This is a genomic window from Herbiconiux gentiana (assembly GCF_024978135.1).
Lineage (GTDB): Bacteria > Actinomycetota > Actinomycetes > Actinomycetales > Microbacteriaceae > Herbiconiux > Herbiconiux gentiana.
On the sequence record NZ_JANTEZ010000003.1, the window covers coordinates 132,040 to 149,075 of the forward strand.

A 17,036-nucleotide genomic window follows, 5' to 3' on the forward strand; every position below is an offset into this window, starting at 1 on the left:
GACTGGGCCAGAATACTGTTCGTCGCCCGCCGCCGCGGGTGAGCTGCCCGACGACAGGACCCCCGACCGATGAACGCCCTCCTCGACATCGGCATCATCTCCGGCCCGTTCGTGATCGTGGTCTACGCGCTCGCCGCCGTCGCCGCGGTGCTTCTGATCGCCGTGCGGCCCTCGACGAAATGGCGACGGGCGCGCTGGCTCGGCACGGCGGCCGTGGCCCTCGGGGTGGGCGCACTGATCGGTGTCGGGCTGACCTGGCTGCTGTCCGACACGCTGAACCTGTTCGGCGCCGAGCTCACCCCCGTGGTGCGCGGCTGGATCGCGGTCGGCTTCGCGGGCATCCTGCTCGCACTCGTCTCGCTGTGGCGGGCGAGCTGGCGCCGGGTGATCGCAAGCCTGCTGGCCGTGCTGCTGTTCGCCGGCACCACCGCCATGTCGATCAACATCGACTTCGGCCAGTACCCGACGGTGCGAACCGCGCTCGGCATCAGCAGCATCGACGGCACCCTGCCCACGCGGCCCACGGCGAGCGCCGGCGACGCCCCCACGATCGACAGCTGGACGCCGCCCGCCGACCTGCCCGCGAAGGGCACGGCGGCCCTCACCGACATCCCCGGCACCGTCTCGGGCTTCACCCCCCGGCAGGCGGTCGTGTACCTCCCGCCCGCCGCCCTCGTGAAGAACCCGCCGAAGCTGCCGGTGCTGATCGTCATGTCGGGCCAACCGGGCACCCCTGAGGATCCGCTGGTGACCGACAAGCTGCAGCAGTACCTCGACGCCTACGCCGCGGCGCACCAGGGGCTCGCCCCGATCGTGGTCTCCCCCGACCAGCTCGGAGCCCCCGACCGCAACCCGATGTGCATCGACTCGGCGGCCGGCGGCAACTCGGCGACGTACCTCACCGTCGACGTGCCGAACTGGATCCGCGGACACCTGAACGTGCTCGACAGCCCCGCCGGCTGGGGTGTCGGCGGACTGTCGCAGGGCGGCACCTGCGCCATCCAGCTGGGAGCGGCGCACCCCGAGCTGTTCAGCGCCATCCTCGACGCCTCGGGTGAGCTGCATCCCTCCCTGGGCGACGACGCCACCACCATCGCCAAGGGCTTCGGCGGCGACGCGGCCGCCTTCGCCGCGGCGGCGCCCTCGGCGATCATGGCGGCGAACGCCCCGTACGCCGACATGTTCGCCGTCTTCGGCGTGGGCAGCGCCGACGCCGCCTACCTCCCCGGCATCAAGACCCTCTACGCGGATGCCCAGGCCGCCGGGATGACCGCCACCTACGTCGAATCGCCCGGAAGCGCCCACGACGCCACCAGCTGGAGCTACGTGTTCGACAAGGGGCTCACGCTGATCGCCGACCACTGGGGACTGAACCGATGACAGCCGCCGCCCGTCGCCGCCCTGCCCTCAGCGCGGTGCTGCGGGCTCTCGGCTCCCGCGCCCGGTCGATCCCGGTGACCTGGGTGATCGTGGCGGTCATGCTGGCCGCGAGCAGCTACCGGCTCACGCTGCGGCCCGGTCGCGCCCGCGGCGACGTCGACGCGTTCGTCTCGACCGGCTTCGACGCCGTCTTCGTGCACCACGACTGGCTCTCCACCCTCACCTCGGTGTTCTTCGTGCACAACGTCTGGCTGTTCGTGCCGGTGCTCGCCGTGGTGCTCGTGGGCGTCGGCTGGAGCGAACGGAGGATGGGCCACCTGCGCACCGTCGTCGCCTTCGTGATCGTGACCGTGGTGGGGATCGCCCTCGGGCTCGCCGCGCAGGGCTTCGGCATCGGACTCGACCTCTACGCCTCCGAGATCACCCGCACGCACCGCATCGTCGACCCGCTGATCGCCGTGACCGGAGTGGTGATGACCGCGAGCGCGTTCTGCGGGCCGTTGCTGCGGCGGCGCATCCGGATCGTCGGCTTCACCCTGCTCGCCGTCTTCGTGCTGTACTCGGGCGCTCCGAGCGATCAGTTCCGGCTGTTCGCGGCGGTGGTGGGGCTCGTGCTCGGCCTGGCTCTCGCCCGCACCCGGCTGCAGGTGCGCCTGCCGCGCGCGACCCGGCGCGAGACCCGCACCCTGCTGGCCGCCGTCGTGGCCGTGACAGCGCTCGGACCGCTCGTGACGATCGCCGCTCCCCAGGGCGTGGGCATCCTCAACCCGCTCGGGCTGCTGTTCCGCGACCCGCTGCGCGACTACGCCGCGATCGCCGCCCGCTGCCAGACCGGTGACTACTCGCGGCACTGCGTCGACGCGCTCGCCCTGTCGCGGCTCGACGGGCCCGGTGCGGTGCTGCTCACCCTGCTGCCGCTGGTCGCGCTGCTCGTGGCGGCCCGGGGCATCCAGCGCGGCCGGCGGGTGGGCCTCCACCTCGCCGTGTGGATCAACCTCGCCCTCGCCGTGCTGGCGGCCGTCTACTACGGCTTCTTCCCGGTGCTCGCCACGAGCGAGTTCACCCGGTTCCAGGCGACCGCCGCCGAGGACTTCCGCTCGTTCGAACTGGTCTCCGCCCTGGTGCCGCTCGTGATCGCGGCGGCCCTGATCGCCGCCTCCCGCCTCTTCCCCGTCTCGCCGGGGCGCCGGCCGGTGCTGAGGTTCGCCGCCACGGTCGCCCTCGCGGCGGCGGCCTGCTCGGTGCTGTACCTCGCCGTCGCCTGGATCGTGCGGGATCAGTTCTCCCCCACGGCGTCGCTGTACGAGCTGCTGCTCGATCTGCCCGAGCGGTTCGTGCCGGTCAGCTTCCTCGCGTTCGAGCCCTTCGACATCGTGCCGGTGGGGCCGGTGGCGGTGATCGCGTCGCAGTGGGTCGGCCCGCTGTTCTGGGGGGCCGTGATCGTCGCGGCGGTGCGGGGCATGCGGAACGCGCATCCGCTCGTCTCGACCGAGCTCGCCTCGACCGAGGAGGGCCGCGTGCGGGCACTGCTGCACGCCGGCTCGGGCGGCACCCTGTCGTGGATGACGACCTGGGAGGGCAACCAGTACTGGTTCGCGCCCTCGGGCGGTGTCGTCGCCTATCGCGTGGTGGGCGGGGTCGCGGTGACGACGGGCGACCCGCTCGGCCCGGTCGAGACGCAGCCCGCCACGGCGCTGGCGTTCGCCGCGTACTGCGCCGACCACGGGTGGACCCCGGCGTTCTACTCGGTGACGGATGCGCTGCGGAACGCTCTGCTCGGCATCGGCTGGTCGTCGCTGCAGGTCGCCGAGGAGACCCTCGTGCGGCCGGCCGGCTGGTCGCTCGACGGGAAGAAGATGCAGGACATCCGCACCGCCATCAACCGGGCGGCCAAGGAGGGCCTGCGAGCCGAGTGGGTGCGCTACCGCGAGCTGCCGGCGGCGCAGACCGGACAGATCCGCGAGATCTCGGAGCTGTGGGTGGCCGAGAAGGAGCTGCCCGAGATGGGCTTCACCCTCGGCGGCCTCGACGAGCTGATGGGCGACGAGGTGATGCTCATGGTCGGCCTCGACGACGAGGGCCGGGTGCACGGCGTGACGAGCTGGCTGCCCACCTACGCCGACGGGCGCGTGGTGGGCTGGACCCTCGACTTCATGCGGCGGCGTCCCGACGGCATGAACGGGCTGATGGAGTTCCTGATCGCGCAGACCATCCTGCGGGCGCGCGACGACGGGGTCGAGTTCGTCAGCCTCTCGGGCGCGCCGCTGGCCGTGGGGCCCGGGGCGGATGCCCGTCCCGGGCCGATGGACGCGGTGCTCGCCTTCCTCAGCCGCACGCTCGAGCCGGTGTACGGCTTCCGGTCGCTGCTGCGGTTCAAGCTGAAGTTCCGGCCGGAGTTCCACCGGCTGCACCTGTGCTATCCCGATCCGCTGGCGCTGCCGGCGATCGGGCTGGCGCTGGCGCGTGCGTATCTGCCGACGCTGTCGGCGCGGCAGGCGGTGCGGAGCTTCGGGCGGCAGCAGTGAGCGTTCGGGTGCGTCGCGGGCGCTTCGCGGTGGCGCTTGCCCGGGCGCTTCGCGGGTGGCGGGAGTAGCTTTCGGAGCATGAAGTTTCGATACCTCGGCAACAGCGGACTCAAGATCTCCGAGATCACCTACGGCAACTGGCTCACCCACGGCTCCCAGGTCGAGAACGACACGGCGACCGAATGCGTGCGGGCCGCCCTCGACAACGGCATCACCACCTTCGACACGGCCGACGCCTACGCGAACACCGTCGCGGAGCAGGTGCTGGGCGACGCCCTGAAGGGCGAGCGGCGCTCCTCGCTCGAGATCTTCACGAAGGTCTACTGGCCCACCGGCCCGAAGGGCCCGAACGACACCGGTCTCTCGCGGAAGCACATCCTCGAGTCGATCGACGGCTCCCTGCAGCGGCTCGGCACCGACTACGTCGACCTCTACCAGGCGCACCGCTACGACTACGAGACGCCCCTGTTCGAGACCATGCAGGCGTTCGCCGACGTGGTGCGTCAGGGCAAGGCGCTCTACATCGGGGTCAGCGAGTGGACGGCCGAGCAGCTGCGTGAGGGGCACGCCCTCGCCGAGTCGCTCGGTTTCCAGCTGATCTCGAACCAGCCGCAGTACTCGATGCTCTGGCGGGTCATCGAGGAGGAGGTCGTGCCGGCCTCGAAGGAGCTCGGCATCTCGCAGATCGTCTGGTCGCCCGTCGCGCAGGGCGTGCTGACCGGCAAGTACAAGGCGGGGCAGCCGCTGCCCTCGGGCTCGCGGGCCACCGACGAGAAGGGCGGGGCCGACACGGTCAAGTCGTTCCTCACCGACGACATCCTGCAGCGGGTCGAGAAGCTCGAGCCGATCGCCTCGTCGCTCGGGCTCACCATGGCGCAGCTGGCAATCGCGTGGGTGCTGTCGAACGAGAACGTGGCCGCCGCGATCATCGGAGCCTCGCGGCCGGAGCAGGTGGCGTCGAACGTCGAGGCGTCGGGCGTCTCGCTGCCCGACGAGGTGCTGTCGCAGATCGACGACGCGATCGGGTCGGTCGCGGTGCGCGACGCGGCCAAGACGACGTCGCCCGCGACGCGCGTGGTCTGAACCTTCTAGGGGGTGGGCCGCGCGAGCAGCGCGACGACCACCGAGCCGCCCTTCGTCGACTGGCGGCCCACCTCCTCGAACCCGAGGCGCGCGTGGAACGCGAGCGAGCCCGGGTTCGGCGGCTCGACGTTGACCTCGCAGTCCACCTCGGCCGCTCCCCGGGCCTGCGCCTCGGCGAAGACGGCGTCGTAGAGCAAAGGCCCGAGGCCCTTCCCGCGGTGCCCCTCCCCCACGACGATCCGGTCCACGTAGAGGAAGCGGTCGCCCCGCGCCGAGAACCAGCGGTAGTTCTCGCTCGCGTAGTCGGCGCCGGGCGCAAGGGCGAGCACGAAGCCCGCGAGCTCCTCGGCACGGGCATCCGGATGCCCGCCCCGCACCACCCCGGCCGCCAGCGCCGCCGCGCCGACGAGGGCGCTCATCTCCTCGGCGCCGATGTCGTTGACCGCCGGCACCGCCGCGTGGTTGAGCTCGAGCAGGCGGGGCACGTCAGCCTCGGTGAGGGGGCGAACGCGGGTGTCGGGATCCATGAGGCGACCCTAGCAATCGGGCGAGGCCAGGGTCGGGTCGTCACCAGGCGCCGAAGGGTCGGCCTCGCCATGTTCGCTCTGCGCGGATCGGCCGGCGGGGACGGGGACGGGAGGAATGCGCATCCGGGAGCCGTCATTGACAATAGAGATCGACAGGAGCTCAGGATGACCGCACGAACCCCCCTCGACACCGAGACCGCCCAGTGGCTGCGCCTGCAGCGCCGCGCCCACCACGAGTTCGGCAGCCGCCTGGCCGCCGTCGACGACTGGGACGGCCCGACCCCCGATACCGAGTGGCGCGTGCGCGACCTCGTGCAGCACGTGATCGAGGAGCAGCAGTGGGTGCCGTGGCTGCTGTCCGGGCTGAGCACACGGCAGGCGAAGAGCCGCCTGCGGGCGATCGAGGCCGATCTGCGGCACGAGTGGCACCGCTACTCGCTCGCCGCCACCACCGCCTGGCAGGACGCGGCTCCCGACTCGGAGGTGAACCTAGCGTCCGACACGGTGACCGTCGTGGAGTACCTCAAGGAGCAGGTGGCCGACGTGACGATCCACAGCTGGGACCTCGCCCGGGCCGTGGGCGCGCCGGAGTCGCTCGACGACGACCTGGTCGCCGCGGTCTGGACGGTGTTCGAGCCGCAACGCGACGCTCTGGAGCTCAGCGGGCTGTTCGCGTCGCCCGTTCCGGTGGCCGACGACGCGCCGCTGCAGGTGCGGCTGCTCGCCCTCACGGGCCGCGACGCGCGCGCGGCCGCGTAGCGCGCCGCACGCCACCTCACCTCACCCCACCCTCGACCCCGCTCCCTGGCGGGCCCGGGTCGCGCAAAAGCCCCTCTCCCATGACGGGAAGGGGCTTTTGTGCGACCCGGATGCGGGCCGCGGGCGCGCGGCGCGAGCGCGCGCTACGAGGCCGCGGCGCGCTCGAGCACGAGCTCGCGCACGCGGGCCGCGTCGGCCTGGCCCTTCATCGCCTTCATGACGGCTCCGATGACCGCGCCGGCCGCCTGCACCTTGCCGTCCTTGATCTTCGCGAGCACGTCGGGCTGGGCCGCGAGCGCCTCGTCGATCGCCGCGATCAGCGCGCCGTCGTCGGACACCACGGCGAGCCCACGGGCGTCGACGACCTCCTGCGGGGTGCCCTCGCCGTCGATGACGCCCTCGAGCACCTGGCGCGCCAGGCGGTCGTTCAGTGCACCGTTGTCGATCAGCGCGACGAGCGCCGCCACATCCGACGGCGACACCAGCGACGACGGCTCGGCCGAGCGCGCGTTCGCGATGCGGGAGATCTCGCCCGACCACCACTTGCGGGCGGCCTGCGGCGACGCCCCGGCCTCGACCGTCGAGGTCACCTCGACCAGGAGCCCGGCGTTCTGCACGTCCTGGAACTCGAGGTCGGTGAACCCCCACTCCTGCTTCAGCCGGCGCCGACGTGCGGCGGGCGGCTCGGGCAGGGCGGCGCGCAGCTCCTCGATCAGCTCGGCCGAGGGCACGACCGGCAGCAGGTCGGGCTCCGGGAAGTAGCGGTAGTCGTCGGCGTCGCTCTTGGGCCGGCCGGCCGAGGTCGTGCCCGTGTCTTCGTGCCAGTGGCGGGTCTCCTGCGTGATCGTTCCGCCGTCGGCGAGGATCTGCGCCTGGCGCTGGATCTCGTACCGGATGGCCCGCTCGACCGAGCGCAGCGAGTTGACGTTCTTCGTCTCGGTGCGCGTGCCGAGCGGTGCCGGCGGCTCGCCGGGCGCGGTGCGCGGACGCAGCGAGATGTTCGCGTCGCAGCGCAGGTTGCCGCGCTCCATGCGCGCCTCGGAGATGCCGAGCGCCACCACGATGTCGCGGATGGTCGCCACGTACGCCTTGGCCAGCTCGGGCGCGTCGGCCTCGGCACCGTAGATGATGTCGGTGACGATCTCGACGAGCGGCACCCCGGCGCGGTTGTAGTCGACGAGCGAGTACTCGGCACCCTGGATGCGGCCGGTGGCCCCGCCGACGTGCGTCAGCTTGCCGGCGTCCTCCTCCATGTGCGCGCGCTCGATCGGCACGGTGAACATGCGGCCGTCGGGCAGCTCGACGTCGACCGATCCGCCGAAGGCGATGGGCTCGTCGAACTGCGAGATCTGGTAGTTCTTCGCCAGGTCGGGGTAGAAGTAGTTCTTGCGGGCGAAGCGGCTCGAGGGTGCGATCGAGCATCCGAGAGCCAGCCCCAGGCTGATGCTGTACCGCACCGCCTCGCCGTTCACCACGGGCAGCGACCCGGGGAGGCCCAGGTCGACCGGCGTGATGTTCGTGTTGGGTTCGCCTCCGAAGAAGTTCGGGGCGTCGGAGAACATCTTGGTCTTGGTCGAGAGCTCGACGTGCACCTCGAAGCCGAGCACGGGCTCGAACAGTTCGAGGGCCTTGTCGAAGTCCATCAGTTTCGCGGTGGCCATCAGACGGCTCCTTCCTGCGCGGCCGCCATCTCGCCGGGGGCGAGGTCGGGGGCCAGAGAGATCAGCGTGTGGCCCCACTTGTCCTCGAGCATCCGTTCGAGGGCACCGCCGACGCCGTAGAGACGGACGTCTTCGCGGGCGGGGGCGAGGAACTGGATGCCGACGGGCAGCCCGTCCTCCCGGGCGAGGCCGACGGGCAGCGAGATGCCGGGGATGCCGGCGAGGTTCGCCGGGATCGTCGCGATGTCGTTGAGGTACATCGCCATCGGGTCGCCCTCGTTCGAGCCGAGCTTGAACGCGGTGGTCGGGGCGGTGGGCGAGGCCAGCACGTCGACGCCGGCGAAGGCCGCCGCGAAGTCGCGCTGCACCAGCGTGCGCACCTTCTGGGCGCTGCCATAGTAGGCGTCGTAGTAGCCGGCGCTCAGCGCGTAGGTGCCCAAGATGATGCGACGCTTCGCCTCGGCGCCGAAGCCGACCTCGCGGGTCGCCGCCATGACGTCTTCGACGGTGCCGCCACCCGGCGGGTTGACCCGCAGGCCGAAGCGCACGGAGTCGAACTTCGCCAGGTTCGAGGAGGCCTCGGCCGGCATGATCAGGTAGTAGGCCGCGATGGCGTACTCCAGGCTCGGCAGGCTGACGTCGACGATCTCGGCGCCGTTCGCGGCGAGCAGGTCGAGCGCCTCGCGGAAGCGCTCGAGCACGCCGGCCTGGAAGCCGTCGCCGTCGAGCTCTTTCACGACGCCGATCTTCAGACCCTTCACGTCGGCCCGGCGCACCGCCTCGGCCATGCTCGGCCAGCCGTCAGTGAGCGAGGTCGAGTCGCGCGGGTCATGACCGCCGATGACGTCGTGCAGCAGCGCCGAGTCGAGCACGGTGCGGCTGACGGGGCCGATCTGGTCGAGGCTCGAGGCGAGTGCGATGGCGCCGTAGCGGCTCACTCCCCCGTAGGTCGGCTTGACGCCGACGGTGCCCGTGACGTGGGCCGGCTGCCGGATCGAGCCGCCGGTGTCGCTGCCGAGGGCCAGCGGCGCCTCGAAGCTCGCGACCGCCGCGGCCGAGCCGCCGCCCGAGCCGCCGGGGATGCGCTCGAGGTCCCACGGGTTGTGGGTGGGGCCGTAGGCGGAGTGCTCGGTGGTCGAGCCCATCGCGAACTCGTCCATGTTGGTCTTGCCGATCGGCACGAGGCCGGCCGCGCGCAGCTTGGTCATGACGGTCGCGTCGTAGGGCGGCACCCAGCCCTCGAGGATCTTCGACCCGCTCGTGGTGGGCATGTCGTTGGTGACGATGACGTCCTTGATGGCGATCGGCACGCCGGCGAGCGGATGCAGGGCCTCCCCCGCACGTCGACGCTCGTCGATCGCGGCGGCGGTGCGGCGGCTCAGCTCGGGCGCGGTGTGCAGGAAGGCGTGCACCTCCTCGTCGACCGCGGCGATGCGGTCGAGGTGGGCGTCGGTGGCCTCGACGGCGCTGATCTCGCCGCTCGTAAGCTTCTCGGCGAGCGCGGCGGCCGACAGGCGCACGAGCTCGTGGTCGTGGCGGGCCATCACTGCTCCTCTCCGAGGATCGCGGTCACGCGGAAGCGCGAGCCGTCGTGGTCGGGGGCGCCGGCGAGCGCCTGCTCAGTGGTGAGCGTGGTGCCGGGCACGTCGTCGCGGTAGACGTTCTGCAGCGGGATCGGGTGGCTCGTGGCCGGCACGTCGGCCGTGGCGACCTCGGAGACCTTGGCGACGTTGTCGACGATCGACCCGAGCTCGTTCGTGAGGCTCTCGATCTCGTGGGGCGTCAGGGCGATCCGGGCGAGGTTCGCGAGATGCGCGACCTGCTCCTGGGTTATTTCGGACATGGTGCTCCGGTGTTCTGTTCGCGAAGGGTGTGGGGCAATTCTACGGGGTGGGGCATCGGGGGGTCGGGGGCGGGGGCTCGGCTCCTCCAGTCACGTGCCGGTCACCTCGTCGAGGAAGCGGACGGTCGCGTCGAGCGCCTCGCGGGCATCGGCGTAGTCGAGCTTGAACTGGTACTCGTGCGCGAGGGAGGGCTCGTGGTCGGCGGGCCAGAACAGCGTCGTGACGGGGACTGCGGCCGCGCGCATCCGCTCGGCCAGGGGCACCGACTGCGCCGCCGTGAGACCGTCGCCGTTGCCGCCGGAGATGAACGTGGGCGGGAAGTCGCCGGTGACCGCGCGGATGGTGCTCATCGAGTCGGCCGCCTCGGTCGCCGACCAGTCGCGGCTGCCGGTGTAGGCCCAGAGGGCGCTCTTGAAGCCCCACTCGAGCACGCCGGTGAGGTGGGTCATGGCGTCGAGGTCGTAGATTCCGCAATGCAGCACGAGCCCGGCGAGCTGCTCGGGCTCGAGAGCGGGGCGGATGCCCGTGCGGGCCGCATAGGCCGGGTTCACGATCGCGGCCGCGAGCTGACTGGCGACCTGGGCCCCGGCCGAGTCGCCGGCGAGCACGATGCGCGTGGGATCGATGCCGAGCTCGTCGGCGTGCCGCACGAGGTGGGCGAGCGCGTCGCCGAGCTGGCCGACCGCGGTGGGGTAGGCGGCCTCGGGCGCGATCGTATAGTCGACCGCGACTCCGACGTACCCCGCGGTGGCCAGGTGCCGCAGGTAGGGGGTGACGTGCCCCTTGCTCCCCGAGATCCACGCACCGCCGTGGACCCACACGACGACGGGCCGCCCGGCGCCCCGCCCGACCGACCCGCCGGCCGCGGTGGGGTGGTCGGGCGCCGTGGCGTCGCCCGGTGCGAAGGTGGCGGGCGCGATGAGGTCGAAGGTGCCGGCGGGGCGACCGGCGACCGGCCCGTAGGGCACGTCGTGGAGTTCGCGGAACGGGCCGGGCGGTGCGTGGCGCTCCAGCTGGGCGACCGTGCGGCGGGCGTCCCGATCGAAGACCGCGCGGATGACCATGACCGCCGGCCACGGTGAGCTGCGCACCCAGACGGCAGCCGCGCCGAGGCCGGCCGCCGCCGCGATCACTCCCCCGACCGCGGCCGCGCGCCCGCGCATCCGCTACCTCTCGTTGCCGTCGGCCGCAGCCAGGTCGACCACAGCCTCGTCGACCGATGCCTCGCCAGTTGCTGCCTCGCCGATTGCTGCCTCGTCGTCGGGCGACGGTGCCGGTGTGGTGGGCTTCTTGGCCCGGGGCGCCCGTTTCGCCCGAGGCTTCGTCGGCGTCGCCCCCGCCTCCGCGGAGGCCGGCACGGCGTCGTTGCTCGCGGCGGGAGGGATCGAACCGGCCGGCGCGGCGTCGTCGCCTGCGGTGGGAGGAATCGAACCAGCCGGGTCGGCGTCGCCCGGGTCGGCGCCCGGGGGTGGGCCCAGGGCCGCCGGGCCCTCGGTGACGAGCAGCGCGAACTGCGCGGCGTCGATGATGCGGAGGCCGAGCGCCTCGGCCTTCGGGAGCTTCGAGCCGGCGCCGGGGCCGGCCGCCACGAAGTCGGTCTTCTTGCTCACGCTCGAAGCCGCCTTGCCGCCGGCCGCGATGATCGCCTCCTGCGCGCCCTCCCGGGTGAAGCCCTCGAGCGAGCCGGTCGCGACGACCGTGATGCCCTCGAGCACCCCGCCCGCTCCGACGTTCGCGCCGGGGCCGGGGTGGCCGGGGGTGGCGAACTGCACGCCGGCCGCGGCCCAGCGGTCGAGGATCTCGACGTGCCAGTCGACCTCGAACCACGCGATCAGCGCGTCGGCGATGATGCCGCCGACGCCGTCGACCGCCGCGAGCTCGTCGCGCGTGGCCGCCCGGATGGCGTCGAGCGAGCCGAAGTAGTCGGCGAGCGCGCGGGCCGCCACGGGCCCCACGTGCCGGATGCTCAGCGACACCAGGATGCGCCAGAGCGGCTTGGTCTTCGCCTTCTCGATGTTCGCGAGCAGTTCGATCGCGTTCGACGACGGCACCGAGCCGGCGTCACCCCAGAACTCCGTCGCCTCGGGGTCGTGGGCCGGGTCGGCGTCGCGCCCCGAGACCCGCCGCTTGCGGCGGAACGGGGTGACGAGCTTCGGCGTGCCGTCGTCGTTCAGCTTCTCGAGCCCGGTCTCGTTGTCGCGGACGATCACCCGGATGGGGAACAGATCGCGCATCTCGAGCGAGAACAGCCCCGCCTCGGTGTCGAGCGGCGGCTCGGCCGGCTCGCTCGGCTGGGTCAGCGCCGCCGCCGACACCTCGCCGAGGCCCTCGATGTCGAGCGCCCCACGCGATCCGACGTGCTCGACACGACCGCGCACCTGCGCCGGGCAGCTGCGGGCGTTCGGGCAGCGGAGGTCGATGTCGCCCTCCTTCGCGGGCGCGAGACGCGTGCCGCACTCGGGGCAGTTCTCAGGCATCACGAAGGCGTATTCGCTGCCGTCACGCAGCTCCACCACCGGCCCGAGCACCTCGGGGATGACGTCGCCCGCCTTGCGCAGCACCACCGTGTCGCCGATCAGCACACCTTTGGCCTTCACGACGTCTTGGTTGTGCAGCGTGGCCTGCCGCACCTCCGAGCCCGCGACCTCCACCTTCTCCATCACGGCGAACGGCGTGGCCCGGCCGGTGCGCCCGACGCTCACGACGATGTCGAGCAGCTTCGTGTTCACCTCTTCGGGCGGGTACTTGTAGGCCGTGGCCCAGCGCGGGGCCCGGCTGGTGGCACCGAGCTCGTCGTGCAGCGCGAGGTCGTCGACCTTCACGACGATGCCGTCGATCTGGTGCTCGACGCTCGACCGGTTGATGCCGTACGAGCGGATGAACTCCGCCACCTCACCCACCGTGTCGAACACCCGGTAGTGCGTCGAGGTGGGTAGCCCCCACTCGGCCAGCAGCCCGTACACCTCGGACTGGGCGGCCACGGGGGGGTCGGGCCACGCGCCGATGCCGTGCACGAGCATCCGCAGCCGGTGCAGACGGGCCGCCACGAGCGCCAGCTGACGCTCGTTCTTGCCCTCGGACTTCTGCCGCAGCGACCCCGCCGCCGCGTTGCGTGGGTTGGCGAAGACGCGCTCGCCCGCCGCCTCCTGCGCCGCGTTCAGCTCGTCGAACGACGCGACGGGGAAGAAGATCTCCCCCCGCACCTCGACGAGCGACGGATGCCCCGAGCCCTTCAGCCGCGCCGGGATCGAGTCGATCTGCAGCACGTTCTCGGTGACGTCTTCACCCACCACCCCGTCGCCGCGGGTGGCGGCCGTGACGAGCACGCCGTTCTCGTAGCGCAGGTTGATGGCGAGGCCGTCGATCTTCAGCTCGCTGAGGAAGCGCACGACCCCGCGGCCGGCGTCGCGCTGCACCTTCGTCGCCCACTCGTCGAGCTCCTCCTCGCTGAACACGTTGTCGAGGCTCAGCATGCGCTCGGCGTGCGTGACGGGGGTGAACATGGTGGTGACGGCTCGGCCGCCGACGGTCTGGGTCGGGCTGTCCTGCGACCTGAGCTCCGGATGCTCGTGCTCGAGCTCGTCGAGTTGCCGCACCAGCGCGTCGTACTCCTGGTCGGAGACCGTGGAGGCGTTCTGCTCGTAGTACTGGTCGCGCAGCTCGAGGATGCGGGTGGTCAGTCGATCGACCTCGACCGCCGCCGACTCGAGCTCGTCGGGTGTCTCGTCGGGCAGCGCGTCGCCGCCCGCCTCGGCGCCGGCCATCAGGCGACCGCCCCGGCCGCGACGCGAACCCCGCCAGCCGTCGCACCGGCACCGGCACCGGCCGCCGCGCCCGCACGGGCCCCCGCACCGGTACCCTCGCCGGCCGCCGCACCCGTCGCACCGTCGCCGACCGTGTCGGCCGCCACCGTGCGGTCGATGGTGCACTGCCCCATCACCCGCGTGCCCACGTAGACCACCGCCGTCTGCCCCGGCGCCACCCCGCTCAGCGGCAGCACCGGCGTGATCACGAGCTCACCGCCCCGCACCACGGCCCACGCGTCGACCGGATCGGCGTGCGCCCGGATCTGCACCTGGCAGTCGAACCCGCGGTCGGCGTCGGTCGGCGCGAGCCCGGCCCAGGTGAACCGCGCACCCGCGATCTCGGCGATCGCCAGCGCCTCCTTCGGACCCACGACCACCTGGTTGGTGACCGGCCGCACCTCGAGCACGAACCGCGGCTTGCCGTCGGGCGCGGGCATGCCGAGCTTGAGACCGCGGCGCTGGCCGACGGTGAAGGCGTGCGCCCCCTCGTGCGAGCCGACGACGGCGCCGGAGCGGTCGACGATCTCGCCCGTGGCGGTGCCGACGCGCTCGGCGAGCCACCCGCTGGTGTCGCCGTCGGGGATGAAGCAGATGTCGTGGCTGTCGGGCTTGTTCGCCACCGAGAAGCCTCGCTCGGCGGCCTCGGCCCGCACCTCGGCCTTCGACGGGGTGGCGCCGAGCGGGAAGTAGCTGTGCTTCAGCTGCTCGGTGGTGAGCACACCGAGCACGTAGCTCTGGTCTTTCGCCCAGGCGGCCGCGCGGTGCAGCTCGGGGTTGCCCGCCGCGTCGGTGACGACCGTGGCGTAGTGGCCGGTGCAGACCGCGTCGAAGCCGAGGTCGAGCGCCTTCTCGAGCAGCGCGGCGAACTTGATGCGCTCGTTGCAGCGCATGCACGGGTTGGGGGTGCGGCCGGCCGAGTACTCGGCGATGAAATCGTCGACCACGTCGGCCTTGAACCGCTCCGAGAAGTCCCACACGTAATAGGGGATGCCGATCCTGTTCGCCGCCCGCTGCGCATCCATCGAGTCTTCGATGGTGCAGCAGCCACGGCTGCCGGTGCGCAGGGTGCCGGGCATGCGGCTGAGCGCGAGGTGCACGCCGACCACCTCGTGGCCCGCGTCGACCGCCCGCGCGGCGGCCACCGCGGAGTCGACGCCACCGCTCATTGCTGCGAGAACCTTCATGCCGTCCAGCATACGGCGGGCCTCCGACACCGCCCCGGGGAGGGAGCATGGGCGACCACTCCGCCGATTCACCCGCGCCACTGAGAGGATTGTCAGTCGTCCGGTGCAGAATGTTCCCGATGTCAGCACTGCTCGAGAAGCCGCGTCAGAACGGCCACCCGACACCGCCGAGGCGCCGGCGCAGCCACCCCGCCCTGGCCATCGCAGTGTGCCTGGCGTCGCTCGCGCTGGCCCTCCTGCTGGGCGCCCACGTGCTCGTGCCGCGGATGCTCGGGCTCTCGCTCATCGTCGAGTCCGCCCTCCCGTGGTTCGGCGCCGCGGTGCCGGTGCTGCTCGTCGCGGGCCTCGTGGCGCGCAGCCGTGGAGCGGTCGCCGCCGCGCTCATCCCCGCGATCGTGTGGGGCGTGATGTTCGTGCCCGGCATCGTGCCGCTCTCGCAGAGCGCCGGCGGAGCATCCGGAACCCTGACCGTCGCGAGCCAGAACGTCGAGGCCGACTCGGGCACGGCGGCCGAGTCGGCGCAGGCGCTGGCGGCCGAGGGGGCCGACGTGATCGGGCTGCAGGAGATGGACGACGCGGCGCGCGCCGAGGTCGAGGCGGTGCTCAGCGAGAGCTATCCGCACTCCTACGGCATCGGCACGGTGGGCGTGTGGAGCAAGTACCCGATCGAGAACGCCCAGGCGCTCGACCTCGGGCTCGGCTGGCAGCGCGGCATCGCGGCCGATCTGGCGACGCCGACGGGGCTCGTGAGTCTGTACGTCATCCACGCGGCCTCGGCGCGGCCGGCCGACCACGCGGCCCGCGACGAGATGCTCGCGAACCTCGCCGACTACGTGCCGCGCGACGAGAACGCGCGGCTGATCATGATGGGCGACTTCAACGCCGGCAGCTCCGACCGCAGCCTGGCCGGCCTCACCGATCAGCTCGCCGAGGCGAACCAGAACGGCGGCGGGTTCGGCTTCACCTGGCCGGCCGCCTTCCCGGCGACCCGCCCCGACCACGTGCTCTCGCGGGGCATGGAGGTCACGTCGAACACCACACTGCGCGCGGGCTCCTCCGACCACCTCGCGGTCATCACCACCCTCGCCCTCTGACCCCACCCGGGTCGCGCAAAAGCCGCGGATCCACCGCTTGAAGGCGCTTTTGCGCGACCCCGGCGTCCGGGCTGATCACGGCGCACGTGGGCGGGCACGACGCGGGCGGGTCGCGGCGCGGGCGGGTCACGACGGGCCGGTCACGGCGCGGGCGGGCGTCCGCGCGTAAGGGCAGAGCGGATGCGCGCGAGCAAGGTTCCCGGGTCGCCGTACAGGCCGCGGCGGCGCACCACCACCACCGCCCACTCCGCCTCGCGGAGCGACTCGAGGCGGCGGAGGTCGCGGTCGTACTGCACGTCGTCGGTGCGGTGCTGCTCCCCGTCGTACTCCACGATCACGCCGTGCCGCCGGTACAGCAGGTCGACGCGGAAATGTCTACCGCCCTCGATCGCGAACGATCCGTCGACCCAGGCCGCGAGTTCCGGTTCGGGCAGTCCGTCGCGCGCGATCAGCAGCCGCAGATGCGTCTCGGGCCGCGACTCGGCTCCCGGCCGCACGTCGGCGAGAGCGCGTCTCAGCGCAGCCGCACCCGGCGCCGAGTAGCTGGCCGCCCGCGCCGTGAGAGCGTCGAACGTCACGTACGGACGCGCCTCCCCCGGTTCCGCCCGATACGGCTCGAGCACGAGATGATCGGCGGCGGCCACGAGGTCGTCGTGACCGAGTATCGCACCGAGCTGGCACCAGGCCGTGGCGGCGTCGACCACCCTGAGTCCGCGGCGCAGCTCCACCCGGAGGTCGGCGTCGCGGAGGCGATGCCCCGTGACCGCCCGCGATCGGGGCGCGGCGGTCGGCGCCAGCACCGACACGTGCAGCGGGCCCTGCTGGAGCCGCCGAGGGAGCGGCACATCCCAGAGCAGTGCTGCGCTGGAGTGGCTGAGGAAGTGCGTCGCCGGCGCCCGGCGCTCGTACGCGCGGGCGAGACCCTCGAACGTCAGCCCCTGCGGCGCGGCGGGCGGAACGCGCGCACCGTGGAACGGGCGGGCGAGGTCGCCCCCGAGCATCCGATGCCGCCCCACCCCCTGCGCGTACCCCTCACGCACCGAGAACGCGCGCCCGAGCAGCCCTGGCGGAAGCGGAACCCGTGCACTCACCCGCACACTCTGCCCGCTCCGCGCCCGTCCCCGCAGAACTTATCCACAGGCCCTAACGGGGTCGCGCAAAAGCCGCTCGGTA

The 17,036-nt window shown here is 72.4% G+C and carries 13 protein-coding genes; 5 read left to right on the plus strand and 8 right to left on the minus strand.

From position 1 onward, the window contains the following. The first annotated feature begins 69 nt into the window (after window positions 1-69). The 3 genes from NVV95_RS07715 (at window position 70) to NVV95_RS07725 (ending at window position 4,988) form a co-directional block, all read left to right on the plus strand. Entirely contained in the window at window positions 70-1,380 is a 1,311-nt protein-coding gene (locus NVV95_RS07715) for an alpha/beta hydrolase (RefSeq protein ID WP_259485971.1), read from the plus strand. Beyond that, window positions 1,377-3,905: an MprF family protein gene (locus tag NVV95_RS07720; RefSeq protein WP_259485972.1), complete on the plus strand. Its 2,529-nt coding sequence runs from the start codon at window positions 1,377-1,379 to the stop codon at window positions 3,903-3,905. The genes NVV95_RS07715 and NVV95_RS07720 overlap by 4 nt, the downstream gene beginning before the upstream one ends. Before the next feature lie 78 nt (window positions 3,906-3,983). Then, window positions 3,984-4,988 carry an aldo/keto reductase family protein gene (locus tag NVV95_RS07725; RefSeq protein ID WP_259485973.1) on the plus strand — a complete coding sequence of 335 codons (1,005 nt, stop codon included), beginning with the start codon at window positions 3,984-3,986 and terminating at the stop codon, window positions 4,986-4,988. 5 nt (window positions 4,989-4,993) lie between these two features. Here NVV95_RS07725 and NVV95_RS07730 read toward each other — a convergent pair whose 3' ends face one another. After that, window positions 4,994-5,515, minus strand: coding sequence for a GNAT family N-acetyltransferase (locus NVV95_RS07730; RefSeq protein ID WP_259485974.1), 522 nt, complete (start codon window positions 5,513-5,515; stop codon window positions 4,994-4,996). Window positions 5,516-5,680: 165 nt separating this feature from the next. On the opposite strand from NVV95_RS07730, the gene NVV95_RS07735 reads away from it, so the two are divergent. Beyond that, a complete protein-coding gene (locus NVV95_RS07735) occupies window positions 5,681-6,274 on the plus strand; it encodes a TIGR03086 family metal-binding protein (RefSeq protein ID WP_259485975.1) in 594 nt (197 codons plus the stop codon). 143 nt (window positions 6,275-6,417) lie between these two features. Here the strand turns inward: NVV95_RS07735 and gatB are convergent, their stop codons facing one another. From gatB to mnmA, 6 genes are all read right to left on the minus strand, one after another. Further along, on the minus strand, window positions 6,418-7,935 hold the full coding sequence (gene gatB / locus NVV95_RS07740; protein ID WP_259485976.1) for an Asp-tRNA(Asn)/Glu-tRNA(Gln) amidotransferase subunit GatB: 1,518 nt from the start codon (window positions 7,933-7,935) through the stop codon (window positions 6,418-6,420). Beyond that, on the minus strand, window positions 7,935-9,479 hold the full coding sequence (gene gatA / locus NVV95_RS07745; protein WP_259485977.1) for an Asp-tRNA(Asn)/Glu-tRNA(Gln) amidotransferase subunit GatA: 1,545 nt from the start codon (window positions 9,477-9,479) through the stop codon (window positions 7,935-7,937). Before gatA ends, gatB begins: the two co-directional genes overlap by 1 nt. Next, a complete protein-coding gene (gene gatC / locus NVV95_RS07750) occupies window positions 9,479-9,778 on the minus strand; it encodes an Asp-tRNA(Asn)/Glu-tRNA(Gln) amidotransferase subunit GatC (RefSeq protein ID WP_259485978.1) in 300 nt (99 codons plus the stop codon). The genes gatA and gatC overlap by 1 nt, the downstream gene beginning before the upstream one ends. 90 nt (window positions 9,779-9,868) lie before the next feature. Further along, window positions 9,869-10,942 (minus strand): alpha/beta hydrolase, encoded by a 1,074-nt coding sequence (locus NVV95_RS07755; protein WP_259485979.1) that lies wholly within the window; start codon window positions 10,940-10,942, stop codon window positions 9,869-9,871. Window positions 10,943-10,945: 3 nt separating this feature from the next. Next, window positions 10,946-13,543 (minus strand): NAD-dependent DNA ligase LigA, encoded by a 2,598-nt coding sequence (gene ligA / locus NVV95_RS07760; protein WP_259485980.1) that lies wholly within the window; start codon window positions 13,541-13,543, stop codon window positions 10,946-10,948. Then, a complete protein-coding gene (gene mnmA / locus NVV95_RS07765) occupies window positions 13,543-14,769 on the minus strand; it encodes a tRNA 2-thiouridine(34) synthase MnmA (RefSeq protein WP_259485981.1) in 1,227 nt (408 codons plus the stop codon). Before mnmA ends, ligA begins: the two co-directional genes overlap by 1 nt. Before the next feature lie 119 nt (window positions 14,770-14,888). On the opposite strand from mnmA, the gene NVV95_RS07770 reads away from it, so the two are divergent. After that, a complete protein-coding gene (locus NVV95_RS07770) occupies window positions 14,889-15,863 on the plus strand; it encodes an endonuclease/exonuclease/phosphatase family protein (RefSeq protein ID WP_259485982.1) in 975 nt (324 codons plus the stop codon). A gap of 140 nt (window positions 15,864-16,003) precedes the next feature. Here NVV95_RS07770 and NVV95_RS07775 read toward each other — a convergent pair whose 3' ends face one another. Next, window positions 16,004-16,954 carry a DUF559 domain-containing protein gene (locus tag NVV95_RS07775; RefSeq protein WP_259485983.1) on the minus strand — a complete coding sequence of 317 codons (951 nt, stop codon included), beginning with the start codon at window positions 16,952-16,954 and terminating at the stop codon, window positions 16,004-16,006. Window positions 16,955-17,036 lie beyond the last annotated feature (82 nt).